24 protein-coding genes, 2 tRNA genes and 1 pseudogene are annotated in these 25,177 nt (G+C 73.6%); 20 read left to right on the top strand and 7 right to left on the bottom strand.

Features of this window, described 5'->3' with window-relative positions; translation table 11 throughout:
• The first annotated feature begins 28 nt into the window (after positions 1 to 28).
• The gene (locus tag ABD223_RS03200; RefSeq protein WP_344034294.1) at positions 29 to 3,286 is read left to right on the top strand and encodes an SdrD B-like domain-containing protein; all 3,258 of its coding nucleotides are present in this window, start codon (positions 29 to 31) and stop codon (positions 3,284 to 3,286) included.
• 178 nt (positions 3,287 to 3,464) lie between these two features.
• Positions 3,465 to 4,214: a sulfite exporter TauE/SafE family protein gene (locus tag ABD223_RS03195; protein ID WP_344034293.1), complete on the top strand. Its 750-nt coding sequence runs from the start codon at positions 3,465 to 3,467 to the stop codon at positions 4,212 to 4,214.
• Here ABD223_RS03195 and hisC read toward each other — a convergent pair.
• The gene (gene hisC / locus ABD223_RS03190) at positions 4,204 to 5,271 is read right to left on the bottom strand and encodes a histidinol-phosphate transaminase (protein ID WP_344034292.1); all 1,068 of its coding nucleotides are present in this window, start codon (positions 5,269 to 5,271) and stop codon (positions 4,204 to 4,206) included. The genes ABD223_RS03195 and hisC overlap by 11 nt on opposite strands.
• A 120-nt stretch (positions 5,272 to 5,391) precedes the next feature.
• On the opposite strand from hisC, the gene ABD223_RS03185 reads away from it, so the two are divergent.
• The 7 genes from ABD223_RS03185 to ABD223_RS03155 all read left to right on the top strand — a co-directional run bounded on the left by ABD223_RS03185 (position 5,392) and on the right by ABD223_RS03155 (position 11,657).
• Positions 5,392 to 6,069, top strand: coding sequence for a dienelactone hydrolase family protein (locus tag ABD223_RS03185; protein ID WP_344034291.1), 678 nt, complete (start codon positions 5,392 to 5,394; stop codon positions 6,067 to 6,069).
• Between the two features lie 288 nt (positions 6,070 to 6,357).
• Positions 6,358 to 7,233 (top strand): hypothetical protein, encoded by an 876-nt coding sequence (locus ABD223_RS03180; RefSeq protein ID WP_344034290.1) that lies wholly within the window; start codon positions 6,358 to 6,360, stop codon positions 7,231 to 7,233.
• Positions 7,233 to 8,522 (top strand): PPE domain-containing protein, encoded by a 1,290-nt coding sequence (locus ABD223_RS03175; protein ID WP_344034289.1) that lies wholly within the window; start codon positions 7,233 to 7,235, stop codon positions 8,520 to 8,522. Before ABD223_RS03180 ends, ABD223_RS03175 begins: the two co-directional genes overlap by 1 nt.
• Positions 8,519 to 9,283, top strand: coding sequence for an ESX secretion-associated protein EspG (locus tag ABD223_RS03170; protein WP_344034288.1), 765 nt, complete (start codon positions 8,519 to 8,521; stop codon positions 9,281 to 9,283). Before ABD223_RS03175 ends, ABD223_RS03170 begins: the two co-directional genes overlap by 4 nt.
• Before the next feature lie 59 nt (positions 9,284 to 9,342).
• A complete protein-coding gene (locus tag ABD223_RS03165; protein ID WP_344034287.1) occupies positions 9,343 to 11,328 on the top strand; it encodes an acetoacetate--CoA ligase in 1,986 nt (661 codons plus the stop codon).
• 125 nt (positions 11,329 to 11,453) lie between these two features.
• Positions 11,454 to 11,542, top strand: a tRNA-Ser gene (locus ABD223_RS03160).
• 39 nt (positions 11,543 to 11,581) lie between these two features.
• Positions 11,582 to 11,657 (top strand) — tRNA-Arg (locus tag ABD223_RS03155).
• A gap of 107 nt (positions 11,658 to 11,764) precedes the next feature.
• Here the strand turns inward: ABD223_RS03155 and ABD223_RS03150 are convergent.
• Positions 11,765 to 12,010 (bottom strand): hypothetical protein, encoded by a 246-nt coding sequence (locus tag ABD223_RS03150; RefSeq protein WP_344034285.1) that lies wholly within the window; start codon positions 12,008 to 12,010, stop codon positions 11,765 to 11,767.
• 263 nt (positions 12,011 to 12,273) lie between these two features.
• Between ABD223_RS03150 and ABD223_RS03145 the strand changes: the two genes are divergently transcribed.
• From ABD223_RS03145 to ABD223_RS03125, 6 genes and pseudogenes are all read left to right on the top strand, one after another.
• Positions 12,274 to 12,642 carry a hypothetical protein gene (locus ABD223_RS03145; RefSeq protein ID WP_344034284.1) on the top strand — a complete coding sequence of 123 codons (369 nt, stop codon included), beginning with the start codon at positions 12,274 to 12,276 and terminating at the stop codon, positions 12,640 to 12,642.
• Positions 12,643 to 12,953: 311 nt separating this feature from the next.
• Positions 12,954 to 13,529: a helix-turn-helix domain-containing protein gene (locus tag ABD223_RS03140; RefSeq protein WP_344034283.1), complete on the top strand. Its 576-nt coding sequence runs from the start codon at positions 12,954 to 12,956 to the stop codon at positions 13,527 to 13,529.
• A pseudogene (locus tag ABD223_RS43830) lies at positions 13,520 to 13,993 on the top strand (NsdA family TPR-like regulatory protein); the annotation flags it as partial. The gene ABD223_RS03140 and the pseudogene ABD223_RS43830, both read left to right, overlap by 10 nt.
• Before the next feature lie 53 nt (positions 13,994 to 14,046).
• Positions 14,047 to 14,139 carry a dihydrofolate reductase family protein gene (locus ABD223_RS03135; RefSeq protein WP_344034282.1) on the top strand — a complete coding sequence of 31 codons (93 nt, stop codon included), beginning with the start codon at positions 14,047 to 14,049 and terminating at the stop codon, positions 14,137 to 14,139.
• Between the two features lie 33 nt (positions 14,140 to 14,172).
• Positions 14,173 to 14,661: a RibD family protein gene (locus ABD223_RS03130; RefSeq protein ID WP_417750548.1), complete on the top strand. Its 489-nt coding sequence runs from the start codon at positions 14,173 to 14,175 to the stop codon at positions 14,659 to 14,661.
• Positions 14,662 to 15,115: 454 nt separating this feature from the next.
• A complete protein-coding gene (locus tag ABD223_RS03125; RefSeq protein ID WP_344034281.1) occupies positions 15,116 to 15,481 on the top strand; it encodes a hypothetical protein in 366 nt (121 codons plus the stop codon).
• 66 nt (positions 15,482 to 15,547) lie between these two features.
• Here the strand turns inward: ABD223_RS03125 and ABD223_RS03120 are convergent, their stop codons facing one another.
• From ABD223_RS03120 to ABD223_RS03110, 3 genes are all read right to left on the bottom strand, one after another.
• On the bottom strand, positions 15,548 to 17,995 hold the full coding sequence (locus tag ABD223_RS03120; protein WP_344034280.1) for a DUF4407 domain-containing protein: 2,448 nt from the start codon (positions 17,993 to 17,995) through the stop codon (positions 15,548 to 15,550).
• A gap of 38 nt (positions 17,996 to 18,033) precedes the next feature.
• Positions 18,034 to 18,894, bottom strand: coding sequence for an FHA domain-containing protein (locus tag ABD223_RS03115; protein ID WP_344034278.1), 861 nt, complete (start codon positions 18,892 to 18,894; stop codon positions 18,034 to 18,036).
• A 309-nt stretch (positions 18,895 to 19,203) separates the two neighbouring features.
• On the bottom strand, positions 19,204 to 20,376 hold the full coding sequence (locus ABD223_RS03110) for a hypothetical protein (RefSeq protein ID WP_344034277.1): 1,173 nt from the start codon (positions 20,374 to 20,376) through the stop codon (positions 19,204 to 19,206).
• Between the two features lie 103 nt (positions 20,377 to 20,479).
• Between ABD223_RS03110 and ABD223_RS03105 the strand changes: the two genes are divergently transcribed.
• Genes ABD223_RS03105 through ABD223_RS03095 form a run of 3 tightly spaced genes read left to right on the top strand, consistent with a single transcriptional unit; the run spans position 20,480 to position 22,077 of the window.
• Positions 20,480 to 20,896, top strand: coding sequence for a hypothetical protein (locus ABD223_RS03105; protein WP_344034276.1), 417 nt, complete (start codon positions 20,480 to 20,482; stop codon positions 20,894 to 20,896).
• Positions 20,897 to 21,121: a helix-turn-helix transcriptional regulator gene (locus ABD223_RS03100; RefSeq protein WP_344034275.1), complete on the top strand. Its 225-nt coding sequence runs from the start codon at positions 20,897 to 20,899 to the stop codon at positions 21,119 to 21,121.
• A complete protein-coding gene (locus ABD223_RS03095; RefSeq protein ID WP_344034274.1) occupies positions 21,118 to 22,077 on the top strand; it encodes an NAD(P)-dependent alcohol dehydrogenase in 960 nt (319 codons plus the stop codon). Before ABD223_RS03100 ends, ABD223_RS03095 begins: the two co-directional genes overlap by 4 nt.
• Before the next feature lie 43 nt (positions 22,078 to 22,120).
• Here the strand turns inward: ABD223_RS03095 and ABD223_RS03090 are convergent, their stop codons facing one another.
• A complete protein-coding gene (locus ABD223_RS03090) occupies positions 22,121 to 22,933 on the bottom strand; it encodes a serine hydrolase domain-containing protein (RefSeq protein WP_344034273.1) in 813 nt (270 codons plus the stop codon).
• A gap of 17 nt (positions 22,934 to 22,950) precedes the next feature.
• Here ABD223_RS03090 and ABD223_RS03085 point away from each other — a divergent pair, with 17 nt between their 5' ends.
• The gene (locus ABD223_RS03085) at positions 22,951 to 23,835 is read left to right on the top strand and encodes a ribonuclease Z (RefSeq protein WP_344034272.1); all 885 of its coding nucleotides are present in this window, start codon (positions 22,951 to 22,953) and stop codon (positions 23,833 to 23,835) included.
• Between the two features lie 73 nt (positions 23,836 to 23,908).
• On the opposite strand, the gene ABD223_RS03080 is transcribed toward ABD223_RS03085, so the two are convergent.
• Complete coding sequence (locus ABD223_RS03080) at positions 23,909 to 24,778, bottom strand: NAD-dependent epimerase/dehydratase family protein (RefSeq protein WP_344034271.1); 870 nt, start codon at positions 24,776 to 24,778, stop codon at positions 23,909 to 23,911.
• A 129-nt stretch (positions 24,779 to 24,907) separates the two neighbouring features.
• Between ABD223_RS03080 and ABD223_RS03075 the strand changes: the two genes are divergently transcribed.
• On the top strand, positions 24,908 to 25,099 hold the full coding sequence (locus ABD223_RS03075; RefSeq protein WP_344034270.1) for a hypothetical protein: 192 nt from the start codon (positions 24,908 to 24,910) through the stop codon (positions 25,097 to 25,099).
• Positions 25,100 to 25,177: the final 78 nt, after the last annotated feature.

The raw sequence follows: 25,177 nt of genomic DNA, 5'->3' as shown, positions 1-25,177 counted from the left end.
TGCGGGCCATACCTGCAAGGGGGGAACCTTGTCCTACAACGATGTCGCGCGCCCGAACGGCGCGAGACGCACCCTGCGCGCGGCCACCGCGGGCCTGGTGGCCCTGGCCGTCGCGCTGAGCGGTCCGGTGGCGCACGCCCAGGAGACCGAGCCGCCGGCGGTCGCGACCACCACGCCGACCACCACCCCGACCGAGGCGCCGTCCCCGACCGGGACGCCGGCGGAAACCCCGGTGGAGACGCCGACCACCAGCCCGACCGACCCCGGCCCGACCGACCCCGGCGTGCCGGACCAGCCGCTCACCGGGAAGACCGCCGAGCGGGGCGCGGCTCCCGTCGAGGAGCGGCCCGCCGCCCAGGCCCTCCCACCGGCCAACCTCCCGGACCTGGCCCTCACCGTCGCCTTCGACCGCGAGGAGTACGCGGTCACGGACGACATCGGCGTCACGATCACCGTGCGGAACAAGGGCGACGCGCCCGCGGAGGACGTCCGCTTCACCGTCAACGGCTCCGTCGACTTCGGGGTCGGCGGGCTGGAGCTGGGGCGCGTGCCCGGCCCGACCCTGGCGCCCGGTGAGGGCAGGACCTACGACCTGGTCGGCCGGTCGCGGCACCTGATCGCCGACTCGGTGTACCTGACCGTGGGCGCCCACGTCGGCCCGCAGAGCAGCCCGAGCTTCGACCCCACCCCGAACGACAACTCCGCCTCGGACACGGCGCGCCTGCCGCGGTCGGGCTCCGTGAAGGGGGTCGCCTACCGCGACGCCAACGGCAACGGCCGGTTCGACGAGGGCGAGGGCCTGGCGAACAGGACGGTCACCGCCCGCACCGCCGGGTCGCAGAGCGGGCTGGGCGGCGCCACCGACTCGACCGGGCGGTTCACGTTCGACCACGTCCAACCCGGCGCCTACCAGATCTCCGTCGACACCTACCCGGACCGCCTCGTCGTGGCGCCCCGCGCCGCGAGCTTCACCGTGCGCTCGGGCGAGGCCCTGAGCCTGGAGCTGCCGGTCGTCCCGACGGTGGACCACGTCCTGAGGAGCCTCGTCGAGTTCGACCGCGACTCCTACCTGGGCGCGGACCCGGTCGGCATCCGGGTCGCCCTCACCAACTCCGGCGCGGTCCCGCTGGCCAACGTGGTCGCGGTGTGCTCCGGCGACGGGGAGGACGGCCGGATCGTGCCGACCGGCCCCGAGTGGGCGCCGCTGGACCCGGACGGGCCGGGCGTCACGCTGGCCGCCGGTGAGACCAGGGTGTTCGCCCTCACCGAGGCCGTCCCGGCGGGCGCGGTCGCCAAGGGCGAGCTGTCCATCTCGTGCCACTTCGGCAACGCGGGCCGCAGCACCAGCGGCTACGTCGGCGGGTCGGACCACGCCGACGTCGACGACAACTACGGCGACCTGCGGGGCACCCTGCTGTTCGACTCCGGCGACGGCGCGCCCGTGCCGCTGGCCGGCGCGTGGATCTCGGTGTACGACGCGCGCACCAGGCTGACCTCGCGGTCGGCCCTGACCGAGGCGGACGGCCGGTTCACCTTCCCCCGGATCGAGCGGGGCGAGCACCGCTTCCTCCTGGCCGGCCCGTACCGGGACCGCGCGACCGGCGACGGCTGGTTCACCGCCGAGGTCACCGCGGGCGGCACGACGGACGTGGAGTTCGTCGCCGTGCCCGGCCCGCTCGTCGAGCTGCCGCGGCCGGACTACCGGCTGGACGCGGAGATCGCGTTCGACAGGACCACCTACGACATCAACGACCCGGTGCGGGTGAAGGTCCGGCTCACCAACGCGGGCGCCAACTCGGGCATGGCGCTGGTGTTCCAGCCGGAGTGGGCCCGGTCCGCCCTGGAGCACGACCCCGCCCAGTGGCGCGCGCTGTCCCCGTACGACAGCGGCGTCGAGCGGCTGGAGCTGTGGCCGGGCGAGACGTACGAGATCGAGCTGGTCGGCCGGGCGCCCACCTGGGGGTACGACGGCAAGGTCCGGCTCAAGGGCAGGATCGGCGGCACCGTCCAGGTGCCCGTCGACCTCTCCGCCGACGTGACGGTCGAGCGCGGCGACGTCGAGGTCCTGGCGTTCGCCGACGCCGACGCCGACGGCGTGGCCGACACCGGCGAGGAGCTGCCGGGCACCCGCGTCCACCTCGCCGGCGGCGTGCCGCACACCGAGGCCGACGTCGTGACCGGCGCGAACGGCCGGGCCTCCGCCGAGGACCTGCCCGCGGGCGTCTACCGGACGTCCGGCGCCCACGACGGCTGGGTCGAGGCGTTCGACCACTACGCCAACACCCGGGTCGTCGGCGACGGCGGGACGGTCCTGGAGATCCCGCTGATCCGGTCGATGCGGGAGACGCTGGACGTGCGGATGGAGTTCGCCGAGGCCTCCTACCTGCCGACCGACCGGCCGGGCCTGACCGTGTCGCTGACCAACGACACCGGCCGCGACCTGACCGTGCACGTGAACTGCGACGACGCGGGCCGGGGGCACGGCGTCCTCGGCGGTCCGCAGTGGGGCCCGCTGCACGAGGGCCTGCCGCTCGCGGCCGGCGCGACCTGGTCCGGCGCGGTGACCGCGGACATGCCGGCGTCGGCCGCCGACCACGGGCGCGTCACCGCCGCGTGCTCGTTCGGCCCCCTGGACGCCTATGACGGCGGGGTGTGGGAGGGCAGCCCGCTCGCGCGGGCCGAGGCGAAGGTGCCGGGCGCGACGTGGACCACGACCGGTCGCGTCGAGGTGCGCGACACGTACCCGCAGGTGGTGGTGCCCGACGTGAAGCTGGTGCTGCTCGACCCGGCCACCGGGGCGCCGGTGGCCCGCACCACCACGGGTCGGGACGGCTCGTTCACGTTCCCGGACCTGCCGGTCGGCGCTTACACGCCGGTCGTGGTCGGGCCGTGGGAGGTCGTCCTCGGCGGGCCGGGGCCGCTGTTCGAGGCGGTGCGCGGCGAACTGTCACCGGAGGTGGTGTTCGTCGTGCCCGGCCCGGAGGTCGCCGACCCGGACCTCGTCCGCCCGGACCCCGCGCCGGGTGGGCCGCCCGCCGGGGGCGCGCCTGACGGCGGTTCGACCGGCGGCGGCTCGACCGGCGGCGGTTCGACCGGCGGCGGTTCGACCGGCGGCGGCTCGACCGGAGGTGACTCGACGGGCGGCGGTTCGACGGGCGGCGGCTCGGCGGGCGGTCCGGTGGCGCTGGCCTCGACCGGCGCGAGCGTGCTCGGCCTGGGACTGCTCGGCCTGCTGGTCCTGGCGCTCGGCCTGGGCACGCGCGTGCTCGGCAGGCGCGCGGCCTGACACACCGGTGGGGCGTGGCCCGGGCCGCGCCCCACCGGTGCCTCCCGCACGTGCGGGCGCGTGACCGGCGATTGTCCGAGCCACGCGGCACGCGGTGTAGGTAGCGCCACACCGCGCTCCGCCCGACGCGGTGTTAGCGTCCGCTGATCGGACCGAACGCGCGACGGGGGGAGCAGCGGTGACGACGCTGGAGGCGGTCCTCGTCGTCCTGGCCGGCGTCTTCGCCGGCGGCATCAACACCGTGGTCGGCTCCGGCACCCTGGTGACGTTCCCGGTGCTGCTCGCGGTCGGCTACCCGCCCGTGGTGGCGAACGTCTCCAACAGCCTCGGCCTGGTGCCCGGCTCGCTCAGCGGCGCGTGGGGCTACCGGCGCGAGCTGTCCGGGCAGGCGGGCCGGGTCAAGCGGCTGCTGCCCGCCTCGGTGCTCGGCGGCGTGCTCGGCGCGGTCCTGCTGGTGGTGCTGCCGGAGGACGCGTTCTCCGCGATCGTCCCGGTGCTGATCGCGATCGCGCTGGTGCTGGTGGTGTTCCAGCCGTGGCTCAACCGGAAGCTGGCCGAGCGCGAGCGCCAGGAGCACGGCGGCCTCGCGCTGTGGGTCGGCGTCTTCCTCGCGGGCATCTACGGCGGCTACTTCGGCGCGGCCCAGGGCGTGCTGGTGATGGGCCTGATGGGCGTCCTGATGGACGAGCACATCCAGCGGATGAACGCCCTGAAGAACGTGCTGACCGCGTTCGTGAACCTGGTCGCGGGCGTGCTGTTCATCTTCATCGCGGACGTGGCGTGGCTCGCCGTGCTGCTGCTCGCCGTCGGCTCGGTGGTCGGCGGCCAGATCGGCGCCAAGGTCGGCCGCCGACTCCCACCGGCCGCGCTGCGCGCGGTCATCGTGGTGGTGGGAGTCGTGGCCATCGTCCAGCTGCTCACCCGGTGAACGACCGGGCCGCCGCCAGGAACGCCTCGTTCTCCTCGACCTCGCCGACCGTCACGCGCGCGCCGTCGCCGGCGAACGCCCGCACGACCACCTTGTGCGCCAGGCAGTGCTCGTTGAACGCCGCGGTCCGCTCGCCCAGCGGCAGCCACACGAAGTTCGCCTGCGACACCGGCACCTCGAACCCGGCGGCCAGCAGCTCCGACCGCACCCGCGCCCGCTCGGCCACCACCGCGCGGCAGCGCGCCATCAGCTCGTCCTCGGCGTCCAGCGAGGCCAGCGCCGCGACCTGCGCCAGCGCGTTCACGCTGAACGGCACGTAGACCTTGCGCAGCGCCTCGGCCACCTCGGGCGAGGCCACCGCGTAGCCGACGCGCAGCCCGGCCAGCCCGTAGGCCTTGGAGAAGGTGCGCAGCACGGCCACGTTGTCCCGCCCGGCCGCCCACTGGGCCTTGGCGAACTCCACGCCGTCCGGCACGTCGGGGTCGTCGACGAACTCCTTGTAGGCCTCGTCGACCACGACCAGCACGTCGGCGGGCACGCGGTCGACGAACCGCTCCAGCTCGGCGGTCGTGAGCGCGGTGCCGGTGGGGTTGTTCGGGTTGCACACGAACACCAGCCGCGTCCGGTCGGTGACCGCGTCCGCCATGGCGTCGAGGTCGAGGCCGTGGCCCGCGGTCAGCGGCACCTTCGCCTGCCGCGCGCCGACCACCGCGGTGATGATCGGGTACGCCTCGAACGAGCGCCACGCGAACACCACCTCGTCGGCCTCGGTGCAGGTGGCCTGCACGAGCTGCTGGCACAGGGTCACCGAGCCGCAGCCGACGGCGAGCTGGCCGGTGGGCACGCCCAACTTGTCGCCCAGGCGCGCCACCAGGTCGGTGGCGGCGGTGTCGGGGTAGCGGTTCACGGCGGTGGCCGCGTCCGCGATCGCCCGGACCACGCTGGGCAGCGGTCCGGCCGACACCTCGTTGCTGGCCAGCTTGACGGCGCCGGGCACGGTCCTGCCGGGCACGTAGCTGGGCAGGGCACCGAGGTCGGCACGGGTTCGCACGGTCATCCAAGGGCTCCCTTCGGGATTCTGAGCTGGACGTTATCCCCTGGTTGCGCCGAACGGGCACACCTGTCGTCTGGTTGCTCACGTTGACTGGCGTTCACCCCCTCGTGGAAGGGTTGGGCCATGACACCTACCCGCACCGAGACGATCTCCCTCACCGACGGCCGCGAGCTGACGCTGACCGTCGCCGAGCCGGAGAACGCCGTCCGCGGCGGCCTGGTCGTGCTCCACGAGGCGCGGGGCGTGACCGACACCGTCCGCGGTCTGGTGGGTGGGCTCGCCGCCGAGGGGTGGCTCGCGGTGGCGCCGCACCTGTACGACGAGGTGTCCGGCGAGGACGCGCCCGCGGTGGTGAGCGGCCTGTCGGGTGAGGACGTGCTGGCCGACACGGACGTGGCGTTCGTCTGGTTGGAGCAGCGCGGCGTGGGGCGGGACCGCGTGGGCGTCATGGGGTTCGACCTCGGCGGGACGGTCGCGATGGTGGTTGCGGGAAGCCGAACCATCGGGGCCGCGGTCACCGTGGGCGGCGGCGGGATCGTCGAACCGCTGGCGGAGGGGCTGCCGTCGCTGGTGGCGGTCGCGGAGGAGCTGACCTGCCCGTGGCTGGGGCTCTACGGCGACGACGACCCGGACATCCCGGTCGGCGACGTGGAGAAGCTGCGCGACGCGGCGGCCGCCGCGCCGGTGGCCACCGACGTGGTCGGGTTCGCGCGCGCCGGGAACCGCTCGGGCGCCGACCCGGACGTCAGCCCGGAGGCCTGGCAGCGGGCCTTGAACTGGTTCGATTCGCATCTTCGCTAAGCCTCTTGTCGGAGGCTTGGAACCGGACGGGCTTCCCGGTACATCTAAGGGGAGCGTCCGGAACGCCTGATTCGGTCGCGGCCGGCTAACGCGCGGAGCGGCTGCTGCGAATCGCAGTGCAGGGGGTAAGTGATGAGCGACGGGAACACGGTTCCGCTGATGGCTGGAGCACCCACGGTGCAGGTCCCGGCTGGTTTCACGCCGTCCGCGGCGGGGCAGCCCGCCGCCGTGCCTCAACCTGTCGCACCACCACCCGCTCCGGCGCCCGATCCGACCGGTGCGACGACCGTGACGCTGCCCGCGCCGTTCCTGAACGCGCCGGGTGCCACCGCGCCGGCCGCGCCCGCGCCCGCGGCGAGCACCCCGGCCGCGCCCGAACCCGCGGTGACCACCCCGGTGACGCCTGAGCCCGCGGTGGCCGCGCCTGCTGTGGTCGAGCCCGCGGTGGCCGCGCCCGCCGTGGTCGCGCCGCCCGTGCCCGCTGGGCACGCCGCGCCCGCGCCCGCCGTGCCGCCCGCCGCCGCTGAACCGACGCCCGCCGGACCGACGCCCGCCGGACCCGCGGCGGCCGAGCCGGTGACCCCTGAGCCGGTGACCCCTGAGCCGGTGACCCCTGAGCCGGTGACCCCTGAGCCGGTGACCCCTGAGCCGGTGACCCCTGAGCCGGTGACCTCGGGACCGGTGACCTCCGAGCCGGTGACCTCCGGGCCCGCCGCGCCGGCGCCCGCGACGACGGACCCGGCCACCCCCGTGCCCACGGGCACCTTCGCCGAGGCGGCCAAGACCGACCTCGACAAGGCCAACACCGCGCTGGACGCGGTGGACAAGCAGGCCGTGCAGCTGGACCTCGACCGGCAGGGCATCGAGGACCTGCTCAAGCTGGTCTCGCAGGCGCGCGCCCTGGTCGACACCGTGCACACCAAGGCGGTCAGCGACCTCGACATCGAGCTGAAGTTCGGCAACAACTGGGTGAGCGAGGCGATCAGCCGCAGGCTGCGCGAGGTCGCGGTCGGCGACGAGTCGTCGGCGGTCAACGTGATCGGCGACTTCATGCAGGTGCTGTTCGAGGTCGAGGAGACCATCCGCAGGGCCGCGCGCAACCTCCAGGAAGCCGACGACGACGCGGCCGACACCTTCGGTTCCGCTGGGGAGGCCAAGGGCTGATGGGCAACAACAACAACGGCGGCCACGACAACGGCGACCACGACAAGCCCAGCAACCTCGGCGACCCCGTCGACTGGATGATCTACTCCCACCAGCAGCTGTGGAACATGATCAACACCGGCGTCGACCTCAGGGCCGCCGGCACCGCCCAGTCCGACTGGACCGCCGTGGGCCAGGCGCTCAACGAGGTGCGCGACCTGCTGGCCACCGCGATCAACCGCTCCTCCCAGGCGTGGGAGGGCGGCACGGCCGACCGCGCCCGCGAGGCGCTGGAGTCGGTGGAGAAGTGGGCGCTCCACACGAGCGAGCACGCCGAGAACGTGGCCAAGTGCATCGCCACCGAGATCGAGCACGTGCAGACGGCGCGCGAGATGATGCCGCCGCCCGCGCCCGCGCCGCCGGTGGTCAACCCGGTCGTCGGCGTGCCGACCGCGTCGACGCCGGTCGCCGCCACGCCCCGGTCGCCGCTGGTCTCGTCCGCGGACTTCGGCAGCGCGGGGTACGACGCGCCGACCCCCGTCGACAGGGGCCGGGCCGGGATCGTGGCCGGGCACCACGCGACCACGACCGGGCACCACGCGGCCACGGCGGGGACCGGCGCGTTCACCGGCATCGACACCATCGCCGGCCCCGCGATCGAGTCCGTGGTGGTCGCCGACGCGACGCACCGCCAGGCCGCCGAGGTCATGGCGATGTTCCAGCAGAACTCCTACGCGGTCGACCGGACCGTGCCGTCGTTCAGCCCGCCGACCAACCCGGTCGCGCCGCCCACGCCGCCCGCGGTGACGACGATCCCGTCGACCACGGCGCCGACCACGGGCGCGGACGGCCACCCGGTGGTGGTGAACAACAACACCCCGGGGTCCCAGCAGCAGCAACAGCAGCAGGCCAACCAGCGGCCCGGCGGCGCGCCCGCGCAGTCCGGCCGCGGCGGCTTCGCGGCCGGCCGGGGCGGGTACGGCGGTCGCGGCGGCGTGCCCGCGTCCGTGGTCGCAGGTGGCAGCGGTGGCGGTGGCGGCACCGCCCTGGGCAGCCCCGGCGCGGTCAGCGGCGCGCTCGGCGACCGCGGCGGCCCCGCCAACCCGGGCGGCGTGACCAGCCAGTTCCAGGCGCCGAAGTCGGTGACGCCGCAGGCGGGCATGATCGGCGCCGCGCCGATCGCCGCGCCGCCGCCCGTCGCCGCGGGCGCGAATGACGACCGGGACCGCAACCGCCCCGGCTACCTCGAAGACGACGACAACGTGTTCGCCGCCGACCGCAAGGCCGCACCACCGGTGATCGGGCTGTGACCCAGCGCGTCTTCCGGCTCAGCGAACTGGAGTTCTTCCTGCTCTGGTGGTCCGTCCACGGCGACGCCCACCCCGTGCCGCTCGGCACCCGGCACTTCGGGCACACGCGGGCGGAGCGCGAGCGGCTCGTCGAGAGGGCGTCCCGCGAGCTCGCGGCCCGGGGTCTGGGCACGGTGCGGCGGCCCGACGGCGACCTGTACGGGCTGCTGCGCGGCCTGGCGGAGTTCGAGGTGGGCCTGGAGGTCTTCTTCACCCTGCGCGGCGCCCAGGCGCGCGGCCTGGCCACCGCCGCGTGGCACGGCGCGTTCGCGGGGCGGCTCGGCGACCAGGTGCAGGTCACCGGGTTCCGGTCGACCGCGCTCGCCGCCACCACGGTCAACACCCTGCCGCCCGCCCCGCCCGGCGGCGGCCGGTCGGTGAACGTGCGGTGGGACGACTACCTGGCCGCGGGCCGGGCCGGCGAGGCCGACGGCTCGGAGGGCTTCCTGGACGTGCTGCGCGGCGTCGGCCTGCGCGAGCCGGAGGCGAACACCCTGATGCGCGCGGTGACCACGCGCAGCGGCGGCGGGCAGGTCGGCGTGATCGCCCGCAACCGGGCCGGCTACCTGCACCCGACCGGCGCGGTGGTGTCGTGGCTGGACACCGCCGAGGGCCGCTACCTGGTGCGCCGCGACGACGGGTGGCTCGTGGTGGCGCCCACCGACGCGCCCAGGCTGATCTCCGCGGTCGAGCGACTGGTGGTGGGCGCCGGCCGGAACTGATCCGGTGTGTGGACGCGCCCTGTGGTTCCGCGGCGGTTCTTCGGCTAGGAACTCCAGGTATGACCGAGATGCGTGCCGGCGCCGCCGCCGGCGAGGCGGAAGTCCTGTGGCGCCCGGATCCCGACCGGGTCGCGGCGAGCCGGATGACCGCGTTCCGCGCCGCCGTGGCCGAGCGCCACGGCCTGGACCTGCCCGACTACGAGTCGCTGCGGCAGTGGTCCACCTCCGACCTGGAGGGTTTCTGGGGCGCCGTCGCCGAGTTCTTCGGGGTGCTGTTCCACCGCGGGTGCGACCGGGTGCTGCCGGACGAGGCGATGCCCGGCGCGACCTGGTTCCCCGGCGCGACCCTGAACTACGCCGAACACGCCCTGCGCGGACCTGAGGACGCCCTGGCGGTCGTCTTCCACCGGGAGGACGGCCTGACGGTCGAGCTGACCCACGGTGAGCTGAGGCGGCGCGTGGCGGCCGTGCGGGCCGGGTTCGCGTCGCTCGGGGTCGGCGTGGGCGACCGCGTGGTGGCGCTCGTGCCCAACTCGCCGGAGGCGCTGATCGCGTTCCTGGCGGCGGCGTCGCTGGGCGCGACCTGGTCGTCGTGCTCGCCGGACTTCGGCGTCCGGGCGGTGACCGACCGGTTCGCCCAGGTCGAGCCCAAGGTCCTCGTCGCGGTCGACGGCTACCGGTACAACGGGCGGGCGTTCGACGTGCGGCCGGTGGTGGAGCAGCTGAGGGCGGCGATCCCGTCCCTGCGCGCCACGGTCGTGGTCGACTACGTCGGCGGCGCCCCCCTGCCCGGCGCGGTGACGTGGGACTCCCTGCTCGCCGACCACGACGGCGCCGAGTTGGCCTTCGACCCGGTGCCGTTCGACCACCCGCTGTGGGTGCTGTACTCGTCGGGCACGACGGGGCTGCCCAAGGGCATCGTCCAGGGGCACGGCGGCATCGTGCTGGAGCACCTGAAGATGCTGGCCCTGCACAGCGACCTGGGCCCGGGGGACCGGTTCTTCTGGTTCACCACCACCGGCTGGATGATGTGGAACTACCTCGTCTCCGGCCTGCTGGTCGGCTCGACGGTCGTGCTGTTCGACGGCAGCCCCGCGCACCCCGACCTCGACGTGCTGTGGGGGCTGGCCGAAAAGCACCGGGTGACGTACTTCGGCACGTCGGCCCCGTACATCCAGTCGTGCCTCAAGGAGGGCCTGAACCCGGCGGCGGCGCACGACCTGTCCTCCCTGAGGACCGTGGGCTCCACCGGCGCGCCCCTCACGCCCGAGGGCTTCAGGTGGATCGCCGACGCGGTCGGCCGGGACGTCCAGATCGCCTCGGTCTCCGGCGGGACCGACCTGTGCACGGCGTTCGTGGCGGCGGCCCCCGACGTGCCGGTCTGGCTGGGCGAGCTGTCCTGCCGGGCCCTGGGCGCGGCCGTCGCGGCCTACTCCGAGGAGGGCGAGCCGGTCGTCGACGAGGTGGGCGAACTGGTGATCACCAAGCCCATGCCGTCCATGCCGGTGTTCTTCTGGGGCGACGAGGACGGCGCCAAGCTCCACGACGCCTACTTCTCGACCTTCGAGGGCGTCTGGCGGCACGGCGACTGGATCCGCATCACGGAACGGGGCTCGGCGGTCATCTACGGCCGCAGCGACTCCACCCTGAACCGGGGCGGGGTCCGCATGGGCACCAGCGAGTTCTACCGCGTGGTGGAGAGCACACCGGGAGTCCTCGACTCACTGGTGATCGACACCTCCGGCGCCGGCCGCACCGACGGCGAACTCCTCTGCTTCCTGGTCCTCGACGGGGAGACGAACTTCACAGAGCTCGAACCGACCCTGCGCGCCGAGCTGAGGACCAACCTGTCACCGCGCCACGTGCCCAACAGCTTCATCGTGGTCGAAGAGATCCCCAGGACCCTGAACGGCAAGAAGTGCGAGGTCCCGGTCAAGAAGATCCTGGCCGGCACCCCGCCCGAGCGGGCGGTGAGCCTGGACGCCCTGCGCAACCCGGACTCCCTCCGACCTTTCCTGGACCTGGCCTCCCCACCCGCCGGCTGAACCGCAGGTGAACGCCCCCTCCTGCCATAGGCCTGCTCTGACCTGCGGAAACGCGGCAGGGAGGGGGGCGTTTTGCTAACCGGTCGGGGGCATGTGTAATCTATGCGTCGTAGCCGAGGGCTCCGGGAGGCTTCGCCTAGTCTGGTCTATGGCGCCGCACTGCTAATGCGGTTTGGGTTCACCCCCATCCCGGGTTCAAATCCCGGAGCCTCCGCAACACCTGGCTTCGGCCGGGTGACAACTGAAGAACGATGCGCTCGTAGCTCAACGGATAGAGCATCTGACTACGGATCAGAAGGTTGCAGGTTCGAATCCTGCCGAGCGCGCCATGGTTAGTCCAGGTCAGGGCCTTGTTCCGGTTAACGGAACAGGGTCCTGATTTGTTGTGTGGAGGGGCTGCTGCCTCACATCTTCACACGAACGCTCGTACTGCTGCTCAGCCGTAGAGCTTGCGGAGCGCCTCGGTCCTGCTGTGGAGATGGACGATCCGCTTCACGCCGGCTCGCTTGGAAAGCCTGCCAACCTCGTCCACGACGACGTAGCCGCTGTTCTCGCACCCCTCGCCGACCGCCGGCTTCTCCTCGGCCTGGATCTGCTGTGACAGCAGTCGGGTGATGTGCTCGGCGACAGCGACTGGTCCGTCACCCTGGAACAGCTCCGCCGGCTCCACGTTGCCCGACACCCGCTGAGGTCAGGCGCTGGCCCGCGACAGTGAACGTGGCGAAGGCGGCGAGCGCGTTCGGCATCTCGCGCAGCCACGCCTGTGAGCTGAAGGAGGTGGCCCCGATCGGAGGCACCTCCTGCTGCGCGGGCAGACCGCCGGTGGCTTCAGGCAGAGTCGTCCAGCCACACGAGGTGCACTCTCACGCCCCTGGGGCGGGAGCCGATCTCGAAGACCGTCCGCGCCTCCTCCGCGCTCTCGGTCCTCAACGGGAATCTTCGGGCGTGACCAGCCACATCGCCCGGGTTTCACCGATGGTCGCGGTGTCGATCGGCCGCAACACGATCTTGTCCGCAGGCTCACCCGACGCCGGGTCGACGAACTTGCCGTTCCGCCACACCGCTCCGGGTATTACCGGCCAGCCCATCCCGGCGTACACCAGTGCGGCCGTCATCGGGTCGGTGATCTCCTGGGTGGCTTTCGGCACGGTCGGTCCTCTCTTCCTGCTGGGGAATGTCGAGGCCGGTCCGTCGGAACTCGGGTGCGACTTCGAACAGGTCCTCGAACCGCATCGGCGCCAGCGCGGTCAGCGCGCCGCCGATGAACGCGGGACCGGGCTGGAGCGCACCGCTCCTGACCCGCGTGACGGTTGAGCGGTTGAGCCCCATCGCGCCGGGCAGGCGGTAGTCGGAGCTGAATCCGGCGAGCTGCGCCGCTTTCGCGAAGGTCTCGGCGCGGAGCCTGACGGTGTACGGCTTCGGCTCGACTGGCACAGTCGTCCGCCTCCTCGTCCTACGGCCTCGATGAGCGACTACCGGCGCCAGGGGATGACGCAGGTCCGGGGGCACTTCCTGGCTGATCACCCGGCGCCGGCGCCGAGATCAGGGTCGCCGTCAGACCGATCGGGCGGAGTCGCCGCCGGAGGGGCCATATGGCCGGAGAGGGGCCAGGAGAGGTGGCCACAATGGTGACGTTCCACCTCTTCACCAGTCAGGATGGCGACATGCGCGGGCCGACGAGCATCGGCGCGCTCCTGCGCCACCTCCGCGAGGAGACCGGCCGCTCGCAGAGCGAGCAGGCCGATGACCTGTCCGTACGTGCCGGCCGTGCGGTCACCCGGAACGAGGTGTCCCGCTGGGAATCCGAGAAGCGCCTGGTGACGCCCTGCTGGCAGCAGCACTGCGAGAGCAGCTTCGGAATTCCGGTGGAAGTGCTCGCACGGGCGGTCGCCGTCGCCAAAGCGCGGCGTCGCCTCGCCAAGCGCGCCGAAGACTCGTCCGGAGGGGACAGCGTGGAGCGGCGTGAATTCATGGGAGCCCTGGCCGGGTTGGCGGCCTCCTCCCTCCCGGGTTTCCCGTCCTCGCGGTCTATCAGCCGTGCCTCGGTGGATCCCGAGATCATCGACCACTTCGTCTCGCTCCGGGACGCCCTGGTGTCGGCGGACAGCCTTCTCGGCCCCGGTGACCTGGTCCGGTCAGCGGGGGAGCAGGTCGGCGATCCGGCAGCGCCACCATCGCGGCTTACGTCCTCATGCGGATGAGTCAGCAGGCCCAATTCCTCGGAGAACGCGCCCGAGCGGTCACGCTCGCCCAGGCGTCCATCCGTTACGAAGCCAAGGTATCCAGCCCACAGGTACGTGCGGCCATCCACCAGCAGGCCGCGCACGCAAGCGCGCTGGACGGCCACGAGCACACGGCCATGACCTACATCGACCGTGCGCAGGCCCTCTCCGAGGCCACCACATCGACGCTCGACCCGTACTCGTTGGCGAGCTACTGCACACCCGGTTACGTGTCAGTGCAGCGCGCGGCCGTCTACGGCACCCTCGGCGACCACCAACGCGCCCTCGCCGAGTACGACCACGTCATGAGCCAGTGGCCCCGGTCCTTCCACCGCGAACGCGGCCTGCACCTCGCCCGCAGGACAGCCGTCGCAGCACGCGCGGGTCTCCCCGAAGCAGCGCTGGAGAGCGGCGTGGAGGCGCTCAGGATCGCCCGGGACACCCGGTCACACCGCACGGTCCGAGAATTGGCGACGAGCGCCAAGATCATGCGGTCGTGGACGGCACCAGCCAGTGGATCACCAGCCCGGAGAGCCGAGCCGAGGTCCACCTCCTCCGCGCGGGCTGCGACGCCACCGTGGTCGGCTAAGGCACCCGGCAAGCCGACAACCCCAACCTGGCCGTGCGCGGCAACGACGACCCGCGCCTGGACCTGTCCATCGTGAACGACCCGAAGCGCCAGCCGCTCCGCGTCGTGCTCGACAGCAACGCCAAGACCCCGGCCGACGCGAACGTCTGCAACGACGCCGCGTCCACGCTCATCGTCGTAGCTGAGGACGCCGACGCGTCACACCTCGACGGCGTGGTGGACGTGCTGAAGGTCAAGCGCGCGAACCAGGGCCTCGACCTGCCGTCCGTCCTCACGGGCCTCCACGACCGCGGCGTGCGGGCGATCTTCCTCGAAGGCGGCCCCACGCTCGCCGGCAGCTTCATCGCCCAAGGCTTGATCGACCGCGTGGTGAACTACGTGGCCCCCGCCCTGCTCGGCTCTGGCAAGAGCGGCCTGGAGAACGCCGGCATCCACAGCATGTCCGAAATCCTTCGCCTGGAGCTGCTCGACGTGGCCCGCTCAGGGAGCGACGTCCGCCTGGTGGCCCGTCCTGTTCGATAGCCGCACTGCCCGAACCGCATGGCACCTGTGGGGGACGACCTGGTCGAGGAGTCGCGCGCCCGCAAGGCCGCCGAACGCGGGGGCCTCGCCGGAGCCGTCCATGTCGGGAAAAGCCGCCCGCGGAGGACCCCGACAAGCTGCCCCCCAGTCCTGGGAGGACGGCTACCTGGTCTACGGCTACGGCGACAGCGCCCTGCACCGGGGGTCGACCCCGAGCTGGAGGCGCTCGCCTCGATGTTCGACGAGATCCCTTCCAGGCCCGCACCACGTCCGTCACGGCGCTCACCGACGACGTCGTGGTGCTCTACCTGGACCACTACCGGCACCAGAGCTCCCTGCACGCCTGCTCCGCGACGCTGCCGAACGCCCGGCGCGGTCCGGGACCGGTCGAGGCAACGCCGGGGGCCGTCCGAGGCGTGTACCCAGTGATCGTCTCCGATCACCGGGAGGACACATGAGGACCGTCAAACCCGCCTTCGTCGTGGCGCTGGCCGCCGCCGGGCTGGTCGCCTGGAGCGGCTCGGCCACGGCCGGCGCGCTCCACACCGTCACGGCGTGGCACGACGTCAACATCCGGACCTGCCCCTCGACGGCGTGCGGGACGGCGGGGGCGCTGGTGGCCGGGCAGCAGCGGAAGGTCGAGTGCTGGGTGCGCGGCGAGCCGGTCACGGACGCCGGCATCACCAACGACGTCTGGCTCCAGGTCGAGGACGCCGACGAGAACGGCCCGGCCCTGTGGTCCAGCGCCGTCTACTTCGTCGGCGACGAGTACGCCGGCCTGTCCGCCGACGCGCGGTGCGCCGACGCCCCGGCGCGCTGATCCCGGACGTCCCGGCCGGGACCGCGGTGGGCCCGCGGTCCCGGCCGGGACCGGATCACCGGGGTGTCAGCTCCCGTCCTCCAGCAGGGTGGACGGGACGGCCCCGTTGCGCGCGGGCGCTTCCGCGGAGGTGGTCAGGGGCACGTCGAGGATCGTCATCCGCGTGAGCGGAACGGCGTCCGCCCCCGTCGCGGGCACGGCCGTGCCCGGCGCGGTCACCGGGCGGACCGCGCGGGCGCCGTGCTTCCTGCGGCCCACGGCCGCCGGCCCCACCGGCAGGCCGCCCTTCGCGTGCACGTCGGGGTCCGTGGTCAGCCCCGTCATCGCGCGCTGAAGGTGCGCGGCCGGCCCGTCGCCGCCGCCGTCGCCGATCCGGGTGCGCGGGTACACGGAGACCAGGTCGTGGACCAGGTCCACCACCACCTTCGGCAGGTCGGGCAGGAACTCCGGCAGCGGCCGGCACCGCACCTGGCGCCGCTGGACCTGCCACGCGATCTCGCGCGCCGTGCCCCGGAGGTCCGCCTCCTGGTACGGGGGCTTGCCGGTGAGGAGGAAGTACCAGGTGGCGCCGACCGAGTAGAGGTCGGCCAGCTCCGCGTCGAACTCGCCACCCAGCAGCGCCTCGGGCGCGGTGTAGAGCGGGGTGCCGCCCGCCAGGGCCGTGGCCGCTCCCTGCTCCAGCCGGATCGAGACGCGCGCGAAGCCCCAGTCCACCAGCTTCAGCGTCGGTCCGTGCAGCACGGCGTTGGTGGGCTTGATGTCGCCGTGCGTCACGTCGTGCTCGTGCGCGTAGGTGAGCGCGTCCACCAGCTGCTTCACGTAGTCGATGGTGTGCTGGAGCGTGTACGCGCTCGGGTGCTGGTCCGCCGTGCTCTCGATCCACCGCACCAGGCTGCCGGGCTGGTAGAGCGGCGAGGCCGTCCACAGGTAGCCCTTGTCCAGGCCGGACGCGATGACCTGGCCGATGTTGAAGTGCGACAGCTTGCGCGCGGCGTCGACCTCGCGCTGCCACATCTCGCCGAGCGGGCTGCGCGTCCCGTCCCGGCCGTCGGTGTCCCGGACCGCCTTGATGACCACGTCCTGCCCGCTCTTCTCGTCCCGCCCGCGCAGCATCCGGCCGAACGCGCCGGGATCGGCGCCCCCCAGCGGCTCGACGGCCTTGTAGAGACCGCCGAACACGTGGCTCACCAGCGCCCGGTCCTCCTCGGTCCACCCCTCGGGCAGCCGCACGGGGGCGGGTTCCAGCTCCGCGGACGCGGGGGCGACGACCAGCCGGTCCGGTTCCTCGCGAATGGCCTCGACGGCCACCTCGTACCGGACGCGCTCGCGTTCCACCTCGATCCGGCGCCTGGTGCCGGCGCGCAGCCCCGCCAGGTCGACCTCCAGCTCCTCGTCGATCCGCTCGCGGTTCCAGGCCCGGCGCAGGTCCTCCTCGTGCCGGGAGGCGGCGACGGAGACCTCGACCTCGCGCCGCTTCCGGTGCGCCACCACGGTCGCGTCGTAGCCGGTGCGCCCGCGCCAGAGCTTGACCAGCAGCGGGATGAGGTCCAGCAGCACGCCGAACGCGATCAGCATGACGTGCATCCAGAACCCGGTCGGGTCGCTCGCGGTGAAGTCGTACATGGCGCGCCACCGGGCGGGCACGCCGTCACCGGCTTCCGCGACCCCCTGGGCTTCCCGCAGGTCGTCGTCCATCTCGGCGCGCAGCTCCCCGACCTGCCGCCGCAGGCCGGGCGCCCGGGTGTCGTACTCCCCGGCGGCGAGGTCCCGCGCGGACCCCGCGGCGTCCGCGGCGGTGTCGAGCAGCCGCGTCTTGTCGCCCTCGCCCGGGACGCCGGTGATCTTGCCCGCGGCCCGCAGGTCGTCGCAGCCGCGGGGGTCGCGCTCGCAGGCGGCGTGCCGCCGCGCGGCCTCGAAGTCCCGCTGCGTCCTCGTCCTGTCGTCGCCCAGGGCGGTGAGCTGCCCCTCCAGCTCCAGCAGCGCGGTCTGGCGCTGGCTGGGGCGGCCCTCCTCGCCGACGATCAGCCTGCGCGACTGGTCGACCTGCCGGGAGATCGTGTCGTTCATGGTGCGCTCGACGTCTTCGCGGAAGATCGCCAGCGCGCCCAGCTCGGCGATGACGAACCCGATGACGATCGCGCACAGGGCGCGGAAGAAGTAGCTGGACCTGCTGCGCCACGCGTTCTCGTCGGGGTCGACCACCTTCGCCGCGATGGCGCGGTCGAACGCCAGCACGAACAAGCCCCACGGGAACGTCACGGGCAGCGCGTCGGCGAAGTCCGGCACGACCTCCAGCCCGACCGCGGCCAGGCTGATCAGCGCCCAGGCCACGAAGCCGTTGAGCAGCACGAAGAAACCGGACAACTGGTAGGAGGAGCGCTCGTGCCGGCCTGCCACGGCGCGCCACGAGGCCCCGCCGAGCCACGCGAAGCCGTTGCCCAGCCACCAGAAGGGCAGCAGCGGCCAGCTCGGGCGTCTCGTGTCCAGGGGGCTGTCGGGGGCGGTTCTCTGCATGGCGCCTCGCTCGGTTCGCGGGGGGTGCGTCTCGTGGGTCATCCGGGTGCGCCGGGGCTCCGCGGCCGGTCGTGCCCGCGGTCGGGTGGTCCGGCGACCGGTCCTCCCCGCGCGGACGACTCGGCGGTCCCGCCGCGCCCCCGGGCGCCGATCTCCAGCCGCAGCCGGACGGCACGGCCGAGCCCGAGGACGTCGCCGTGGTGGAGGACGCCGGACGTCGTGGTCCTGGAGTTGATCGTGACCCCGTTGGCGCTGAGGAGGTCCTCGACCTCGAAGCCGTCGCCGCGGGGCCGGACGCGGGCGTGCTGCCGGGAGATGGTGGGCAGGTCGATCACGACCTGGCACGACGCCGCGTCGCGGCCGATCACCCCGCCCGCGGCGGGCAGGTGCAGGGACGTCGCGGGCTCCCCGACGAGGACGAGTCGCGCGGCGGGGGCCGCCGTCCGCTCCACCAGGGCCCGGGTCGGCGGCGCGGCGGTGGGCCGCTCGTCCGGGCTGACGTGCACGCGGGTGCGCGGCATGGCGTCCACCCGCAGGTACTCGCGGATGCGCACCCTGGTGCCCGAGCCCGTTCCCGACAGCCGCAGGTTGACCTCGAACTCGTCGTCGATGACGTCGCGGCCGAGCAGTTCGGCGTCCGCGGGGTGGGTGCGGACGGTGATGAACAGCGGCCGGCCGTCGGGGGGCGCGGGCAGGCGGGCCGCCTGCGCGGCCACCCGGTGCAGCATGATCCGGCGCTGGTGCGCGTGCTCCTCGTCCACTTCGAAGACCTCCCCCCGGCCGAGTCGCGGAATCCACGGGAATCGCAGCCGGGTCAGGTCGGGGAGTCCGTTCCGGTGGATCCGGAACAGCCCGAGCGCGATACCGGCGGCGGTGAGCAGGAGGAGCATGGTGACCATGCGCGTCACACTCGTTTCTGGCGAAGTGACCTGCCGGGGTCGTCCGGGCGCGCGGGGGCGCCCGCCGGGTCGTCGGTGGAGGTCGGTCGTTTCCGTATGCGCCTGTATCGACAGGTCCGCTTAATGCGTTTCAGTTCGGGGGAAAAAGTTTCCGGACATCTTCCCGAAGCACATCAATGACTGATTCTCATGTATCTCCGTCAGTGATGAACTAATGACTTCGCGTTGAAATCGGTCATGTCGGGGCCGTCTCCGATGACCGGTGGACCGGCGGTCGCCGACGATTGCCGGCGCCGTGCGGTGCGGGGGTCACCCGGTGAGCATGTCCCAGGGCTGGCCGTCGCGGGCGGGGGCGAGGGCGACGACGGTGCGGCCGTGCACCGCCACCGCCAGGTCGCCCGCAGCCAGGTCGCCCGCAGCCAGGTCGCCCGCAGCCAGGTCGCCCGCAGCCAGGTCGTCGGCCTCGGCGTGCCGGTGCCGCGCCCGCCAGCGGCGGGCGAGCGCCGTCGCCTCCGCCGACGGCAGCGGTCGGTCCAGCAGGGCCAGCAGCACCGAGCCGCGCGAGCCGCCGACCGGGTCCACCGGCGCCCACCGGCCGCGCGCGGTCCGCCCGGCCAGGGGCACGGGCGCGGCCGGTGCGGTGTCGAACAGCTGGTCCTCCACCGACCGCAGCGCGCTCGTGCCGACCTCGAACAGGCTCAGCGGGGAGAGCCGGTCGGGGGCGGGCCGGGGGAAGAGCTCCTGCTGCGCCGGCGCCGGGTCGACCTCGCGCAGCGCCACCTGCTCGGCCCGCGGCAGGCGCAGCCCCGCCTTGGGGTCCGGGGCGCCGATCGCGCCGCTCAGCCACTCGACCCCTTCCGCCGGGGCGAAGAAGTCGACCACCACGCCGTCGCCGTCGAGGTAGGCCCAGGTCATGACCATCGGGTGGCGGTGCACGTGCGCCCACGGCAGCAGCCGGTCCAGGCGCTCGCGCGGCAGCCTCGTCGAGCGCGGCGGTCTGCCGGACCGGCCCCTGGCCTCGCCCGCGAGCAGCAGGCCCGGCGCCTGGAACAGCAGGTCCGGCCGCACGCCCTGCTTCGCGGACGACGCGGCCAGCGTCATGGGCAGCGCGCTCAGGTCGCCCGGGTCGCCGTCGTTCCACTCGTAGGCCGCCTGGACCGCGGCGGTGAGCATCCCCAGGCCGAACGACTCGCTCACGAACCGCCGGATGTGCAGCGAACTGGACCGGAAGTCGTCCTGGCGCAGCCTGACGGGGCGACCCGGCGACGCGCTCAGGTAGTTCGCCAGCAGCCGCAGCTCGTCGAGCCGCGTGTCGAACCTGACCCTGGCGGCCGGGGCCAGGGCGTTGACGTGGAAGACCTCGGCCACGTTCACCGGCAGCCGCTTGCGGTCGCTGAGGGGGTGGACCTCCCCGACGCGCGGGTAGTCGTCCGCGCCGGTCCGGGTCGTCCAGCGGAACTGGCGCACGGTCACCCAACTCACCCGCGCAGTCTAGGCGGAACCGACCGTGTCAAAACTTCTTGACACGAGGTCAAGCTCGCCTGACACTGGTGATGTCAAATTCGTTTTACACGAGGGGTGGCCGGTGACGTACGAGGAGAAGGGCGCCTGGGTGTACCTGGTGGTCACCGCCGTGACCTATCTCGGGTACCTGGGGGTGATGGCCTCACGGGCGGGGGACGACCTGGCCGCGACCCCTTACGCCGCGCCGATGCTGTGGTCGATCGGGGCGTCGATCGTGCTCGCGGTCGTGGTCCGGATCGCCGTGGAGGTGGCCCGCCCCAGCGACGTGCACCGGGCCGACGAGCGCGACCGCGACATCGACCGGCACGGCGAGCGGGTGGGCTCCGGCGTGCTGGGCGTCGGCATGGTCGCCCCGCTCGCGCTCGCCCTGGTCGAGGCGCCCCACTTCTGGATCGCCAACGCCATCTACGCCGTGTTCGCGATCGGGGCCGTGGTCGGCTCCGCCGTGAAGCTCGTGGCCTACCGGCGGGGGTTCTGAGTGGGCAAGCCGACCAGGATCACCAACTCGATCCGGGCGCTGCGCTTCGCGCACGGCGAGATGACCCAGGCCGAACTGGCCCGCCGGGTCGACGTCACGAGGCAGACGATCATCGCCGTCGAGCAGGGCCGGTACTCGCCCTCGCTGGAGATGGCCTTCCGCATCGCCAGGGTGTTCGGGGTGCCGCTCGGCGACGTCTTCCAGTACCCCGAGGAGGACTCGTGAAGGCGATCGTGCAGGACAGCTACGGCGACCTCGACGAGGTCTTGCGCCTGGTGGACATCGAGAAGCCCGTGCCCGCCGCCGGCGAGGTGCTGGTGCGCGTGCGCGCCGCGCCGGTGGTCGGCGGCGACTGGCACCTGATGCGCGGGCTGCCCTACCTCGCCCGGCCGATCACCGGGCTGCGCCGGCCGCGCAACCGCGTGCCGGGGCTGGAGCTGGCGGGCGCGGTGGAGGAGGTCGGGCCCGGCGTCGACTCGCTCGACGTCGGTGACGAGGTGTTCGGCTGGTGCTCCGGCGCGTTCCAGGAGTACGCCGCGGTGCCCGCCGGCCAACTGGCCCGCAAGCCCGCGAACCTGACGGTCGAGCAGGCCGCGGCGGTGCCGATCTCCGGGTTCACCGCGCTCCAGGCCGTGCGCGACCTCGGTCGGGTCGGACCCGGGACGAAGGTGCTGGTCCACGGCGCCACCGGCAGCGTGGGCACGTACGCGGTGCAGCTGGCCAAGGTGTTCGGGGCCGAGGTCACGGCGGTGTGCGGCGCGGCGAAGGCGGACCTGGCCCGGGACCTGGGCGCGGACCACGTGCACGACTACGCGACCGGCGAGCCGCCCGGCGGGTTCGACGTGCTGGTCGACCTCTACGGCAACCCGTCGCTGCGCACCTGCCGGCGGCTGGTCCGCAAGGGCGGCGCGGTGGTGCTCGTCGGCGGCACGGGCGGGTGCTGGTTCATGGGCACCGACCGCTGGCTGCGCGCCCTGGTGGCCGCGCCGTTCCTGGGGTTCAAGGCGAAACCGCTGGTGCACAAGGACCGGCACGAGGACCTGCTGTTCCTGCGCGACCTGATCGAGTCCGGCCGGCTCACCCCCGTGCTGGACCGGACCTACCCCCTCGCCGACGTCGCGAAGGCCGTGGAGGACGTGCGGCGCGGCCGGGTGCGCGGGCACGCCGTCGTGACGCCCTGACGACACCGCCTCCCCGGCCGCCACCGGCGGCCGGGGAAGGCGCTCAACGCCCGCCCAGCTCGGCCAGCACCCCGTCGGTGAACGGCGGCCACGCCTCGACCGCCCACTCGCCGAAGTCCCGGTCGGTCAGCGCCACGCAGGCGACGCCCGCGTCCGGGTCGACCCACAGGAACGTCCCGCTCTGCCCGAAGTGCCCGAACGCGCGCGGCGAGCTGGACGCGCCCGTCCAGTGCGGCGACTTGCCCGCCCTGACCTCGAACCCCAGCCCCCAGTCGTTGTCCTTCTGGGACCCGAAGCCGGGCAGCACGCCGCGCAGCCCCGGGAACACCACCGAGGTCGCCTCCGCCACCAGCCCGGCCGACACCAGCTCCGGCGACTGCACCTCGGCGGCGAACCGCACCAGGTCCGACACCGTGGACGTGGCGCCCGCGGCCGGCGAGCCGTCCAAAGAGGACGACTCCATGCCCAGCGGCTCGAACACCGCCTGGCGCAGGTACTCGCCGAACGGGATCTCCGCCGCCTCCTCCACCGAGCGCGCCAGCACCTCGAACCCGGTGTTGGAGTAGATCCGCTTCGTCCCGGGCGCGGCCTGCACGGCGTCGGAGTCGAACGCCAACCCGGACGCGTGCGCGATCAGGTGCCTGAGCGTCGCGGGCCCGGCGGGGGCGTCCCACTCGACCGCGCCCTCCTCCACCGCCACCAGCACCGCGTACGCGGTCAGCAACTTCGTCACCGACGCCAGGGGGAACCGGTGGTCGACCGGGCCGTGCGCGCCGAGCACCTCGCCGTCCGCGCGCACCACGGCCGCCGCCGCGGTCCCCACCGGCCAGGACGACACCACCCGCAAGCTCTCCATGCCGCAGACTCTGCCACGTGTCACCCCGAGAGCTCGTCGTCCTGGGCACCGCCAGCCAGGTGCCGACCCGCACCCGCAACCACAACGGCTACCTGCTGCGCTGGGACGCGGAGGGCTTCCTGTTCGACCCGGGCGACGGCGCGCAGCGCCAGATGCTGCTCGCGGGCGTCGCGGCGAACGACATCACCCGGCTGCTCGTCACGCACTTCCACGGCGACCACTCCCTGGGCGTCGCCGGTGTGGTGCAGCGCCTGTCCCTCGACCGGGTGCCGCACCCGGTGCACGCCCACTTCCCGGCCGAGGGCGCCCACTTCTTCGACCGGCTCCGGCGCGCCACGTCCTTCCACGACGTGGCGGACGTCCGCGAGCACCCGGTCACCGGGCCGGGCGTGATCGCCGAGGGCGCGTTCGGCGTGCTCGAAGCGCGCCGCCTCGACCACTCGGTGCCCGCCTACGGCTACCGCCTGGTCGAGCCGGACGGCCGCACCATGGTCCCGGAGCTGCTGGAGGCCCGCGGCATCCGCGGCCCGGCGGTCCGCGACCTGCGGCCGCCGCTGCTGGACGAGGTCAGCGTGCCGCGCCGGGGCCAGCGGTTCGCCTTCGTCATGGACACCCGGCTGTGCGACGGCGCCTACGAGCTGGCCGAGGGCGCGGACCTGCTGGTGATCGAGTCGACGTTCCTGCACGCCGACGAGCGGCTGGCCGCCGAGCACGGCCACCTGACCGCCCGCCAGGCCGCGCGGGTCGCCGCCGAGAGCGGGGTGCGCAAGCTCGTGCTCACGCACTTCTCGCAGCGCTACCCGGACCCGGAGGCGTTCCGCGCCGAGGCGGCCGAGGTGTTCGGCGGTGAGCTGGTGGTGGCCGCCGACCTGGACCGGGTGGTCATGCCCAGGCGCAGGTGAGCAGGAGCTCCGGCGCCGCGCGGCGCTCGACCGCCAGCTGCCAGAGCTCCGGCGGGAACTCCGCCCGCCGCGCCTAGACCCCCTCGGCGCGGGGTCCTCCGGCGCGGGCCCTCTCGGCGGCCCACTGGTCGCGCACCACGTCGTCCAGGTCGGAGTGCCGCGGCGCCCAGCCCAGGGCGCGCAGCCGGGTGGTGTCCGCGCGCAGCTCGCGCACCTCGCCGGGGTGCGCGGGCCGCCGCACCGCGGGCGCCTCCCGACCGGTCACCCGCGCCACCGAGGCCAGCACGTCGGCCACCGACGCGGGCGTCGCGCCCACGTTGAGCACCTCGTAACCCGTCAGGGGCCGCTCGACCGCGGCGACGAACGCCCGCGCCACGTCCCGCACGTGCACGAAGTCCCGCACCGCCGACCCGTCGCCGAACACCTCCACCGCCGGCAGCCGCCCGGACGCCGCGCCGCACGCCCTCGTGACCACCCGCGTGTCGTCCCGGTCCCCGCCTCCCGCCACGTTGAACAGGCGCAGCGCCACCGCCGACACCCGGCCCGCCCGCGCGGCCCACCCGACCACGTCCTCGGCGGCGGCCTTCGACGCCGCGTACGGGTTGGCCGGCGCCCGAGGCACGTCCTCGGTGACGGGGCCGAGGGTCGCCGCGCCGTACACCCCGGCGGTGGACGCCAGCACGAACCGCGGCGGCGCGGACCGCAGCAGGTTCACCGTGCCGCCCACGTTCACGTCGTAGTACCGCACCGGGTCCTCGAACGACTCGCGCACCCGCCCGAGCCCCGCCAGGTGCACCAGGGCGTCCGCGCCGGGGAGCGTCGGGAGCAGCCGGACATCGCCCGGCAGGGGGATCGCGGTGTGGCCGGCGGTCGCCAACTCGGCGACGACCACCCGACCGACGTACCCCGAGGCACCGCTGACCAGCACGCGCATGGCGGACATCCCAGCACGCTCCGCTCAGGGGATGGTCGGGTGATCTGGTGAAAATTGACCCTAAAGGTGTGGACCGGTGGGGCCGATACAACCCGAGTGAGTTACCCGTACCCAGTCACGCACCCGAGCATCGACGTCGTGCTCGCGGAGCACGCCGCGCACGAGGCCAAGCGGCAGCGCTTCCTGGAGACGGCGGCGGCGATCGTGGCCGCCGCGCCACCGTCGGTGGACGACACGCTGCTGGGCCTCACCCTGCCCTTCCCCGGCCCCAAGGGCGCCAGGGCCTTCCTCAAGCGGGTTGACCAGGTACTTCGCGAAGCCGCTCGATGATCTCGCGCGCTCGCCGCTGAGCCCATCGGCAACTTTCATCCGGTCGTTGCCCGACCGTGCTGGGCCGTGTCCATCGCC

This window comes from Saccharothrix xinjiangensis (assembly GCF_039527585.1).
In the GTDB taxonomy this organism is placed as follows: domain Bacteria; phylum Actinomycetota; class Actinomycetes; order Mycobacteriales; family Pseudonocardiaceae; genus Actinosynnema; species Actinosynnema xinjiangensis.
Note: the sequence above shows the minus strand (reverse complement) of the source record. Positions and strands in the feature narration are given on the sequence as shown.

Coding starts and splice junctions, on each gene's coding strand:
- hisC (WP_344034292.1), bottom strand. CDS start 5,271: ATGACCGTGCGAACCCGTGCCGACCTCGGTGCCCTGCCCAGCTACGTG.
- ABD223_RS03185 (WP_344034291.1), top strand. CDS start 5,392: ATGACACCTACCCGCACCGAGACGATCTCCCTCACCGACGGCCGCGAG.
- ABD223_RS03175 (WP_344034289.1), top strand. CDS start 7,233: ATGGGCAACAACAACAACGGCGGCCACGACAACGGCGACCACGACAAG.
- ABD223_RS03165 (WP_344034287.1), top strand. CDS start 9,343: ATGACCGAGATGCGTGCCGGCGCCGCCGCCGGCGAGGCGGAAGTCCTG.
- ABD223_RS03140 (WP_344034283.1), top strand. CDS start 12,954: ATGGTGACGTTCCACCTCTTCACCAGTCAGGATGGCGACATGCGCGGG.
- ABD223_RS03125 (WP_344034281.1), top strand. CDS start 15,116: ATGAGGACCGTCAAACCCGCCTTCGTCGTGGCGCTGGCCGCCGCCGGG.
- ABD223_RS03120 (WP_344034280.1), bottom strand. CDS start 17,995: ATGCAGAGAACCGCCCCCGACAGCCCCCTGGACACGAGACGCCCGAGC.
- ABD223_RS03115 (WP_344034278.1), bottom strand. CDS start 18,894: ATGGTCACCATGCTCCTCCTGCTCACCGCCGCCGGTATCGCGCTCGGG.
- ABD223_RS03090 (WP_344034273.1), bottom strand. CDS start 22,933: ATGGAGAGCTTGCGGGTGGTGTCGTCCTGGCCGGTGGGGACCGCGGCG.
- ABD223_RS03080 (WP_344034271.1), bottom strand. CDS start 24,778: ATGTCCGCCATGCGCGTGCTGGTCAGCGGTGCCTCGGGGTACGTCGGT.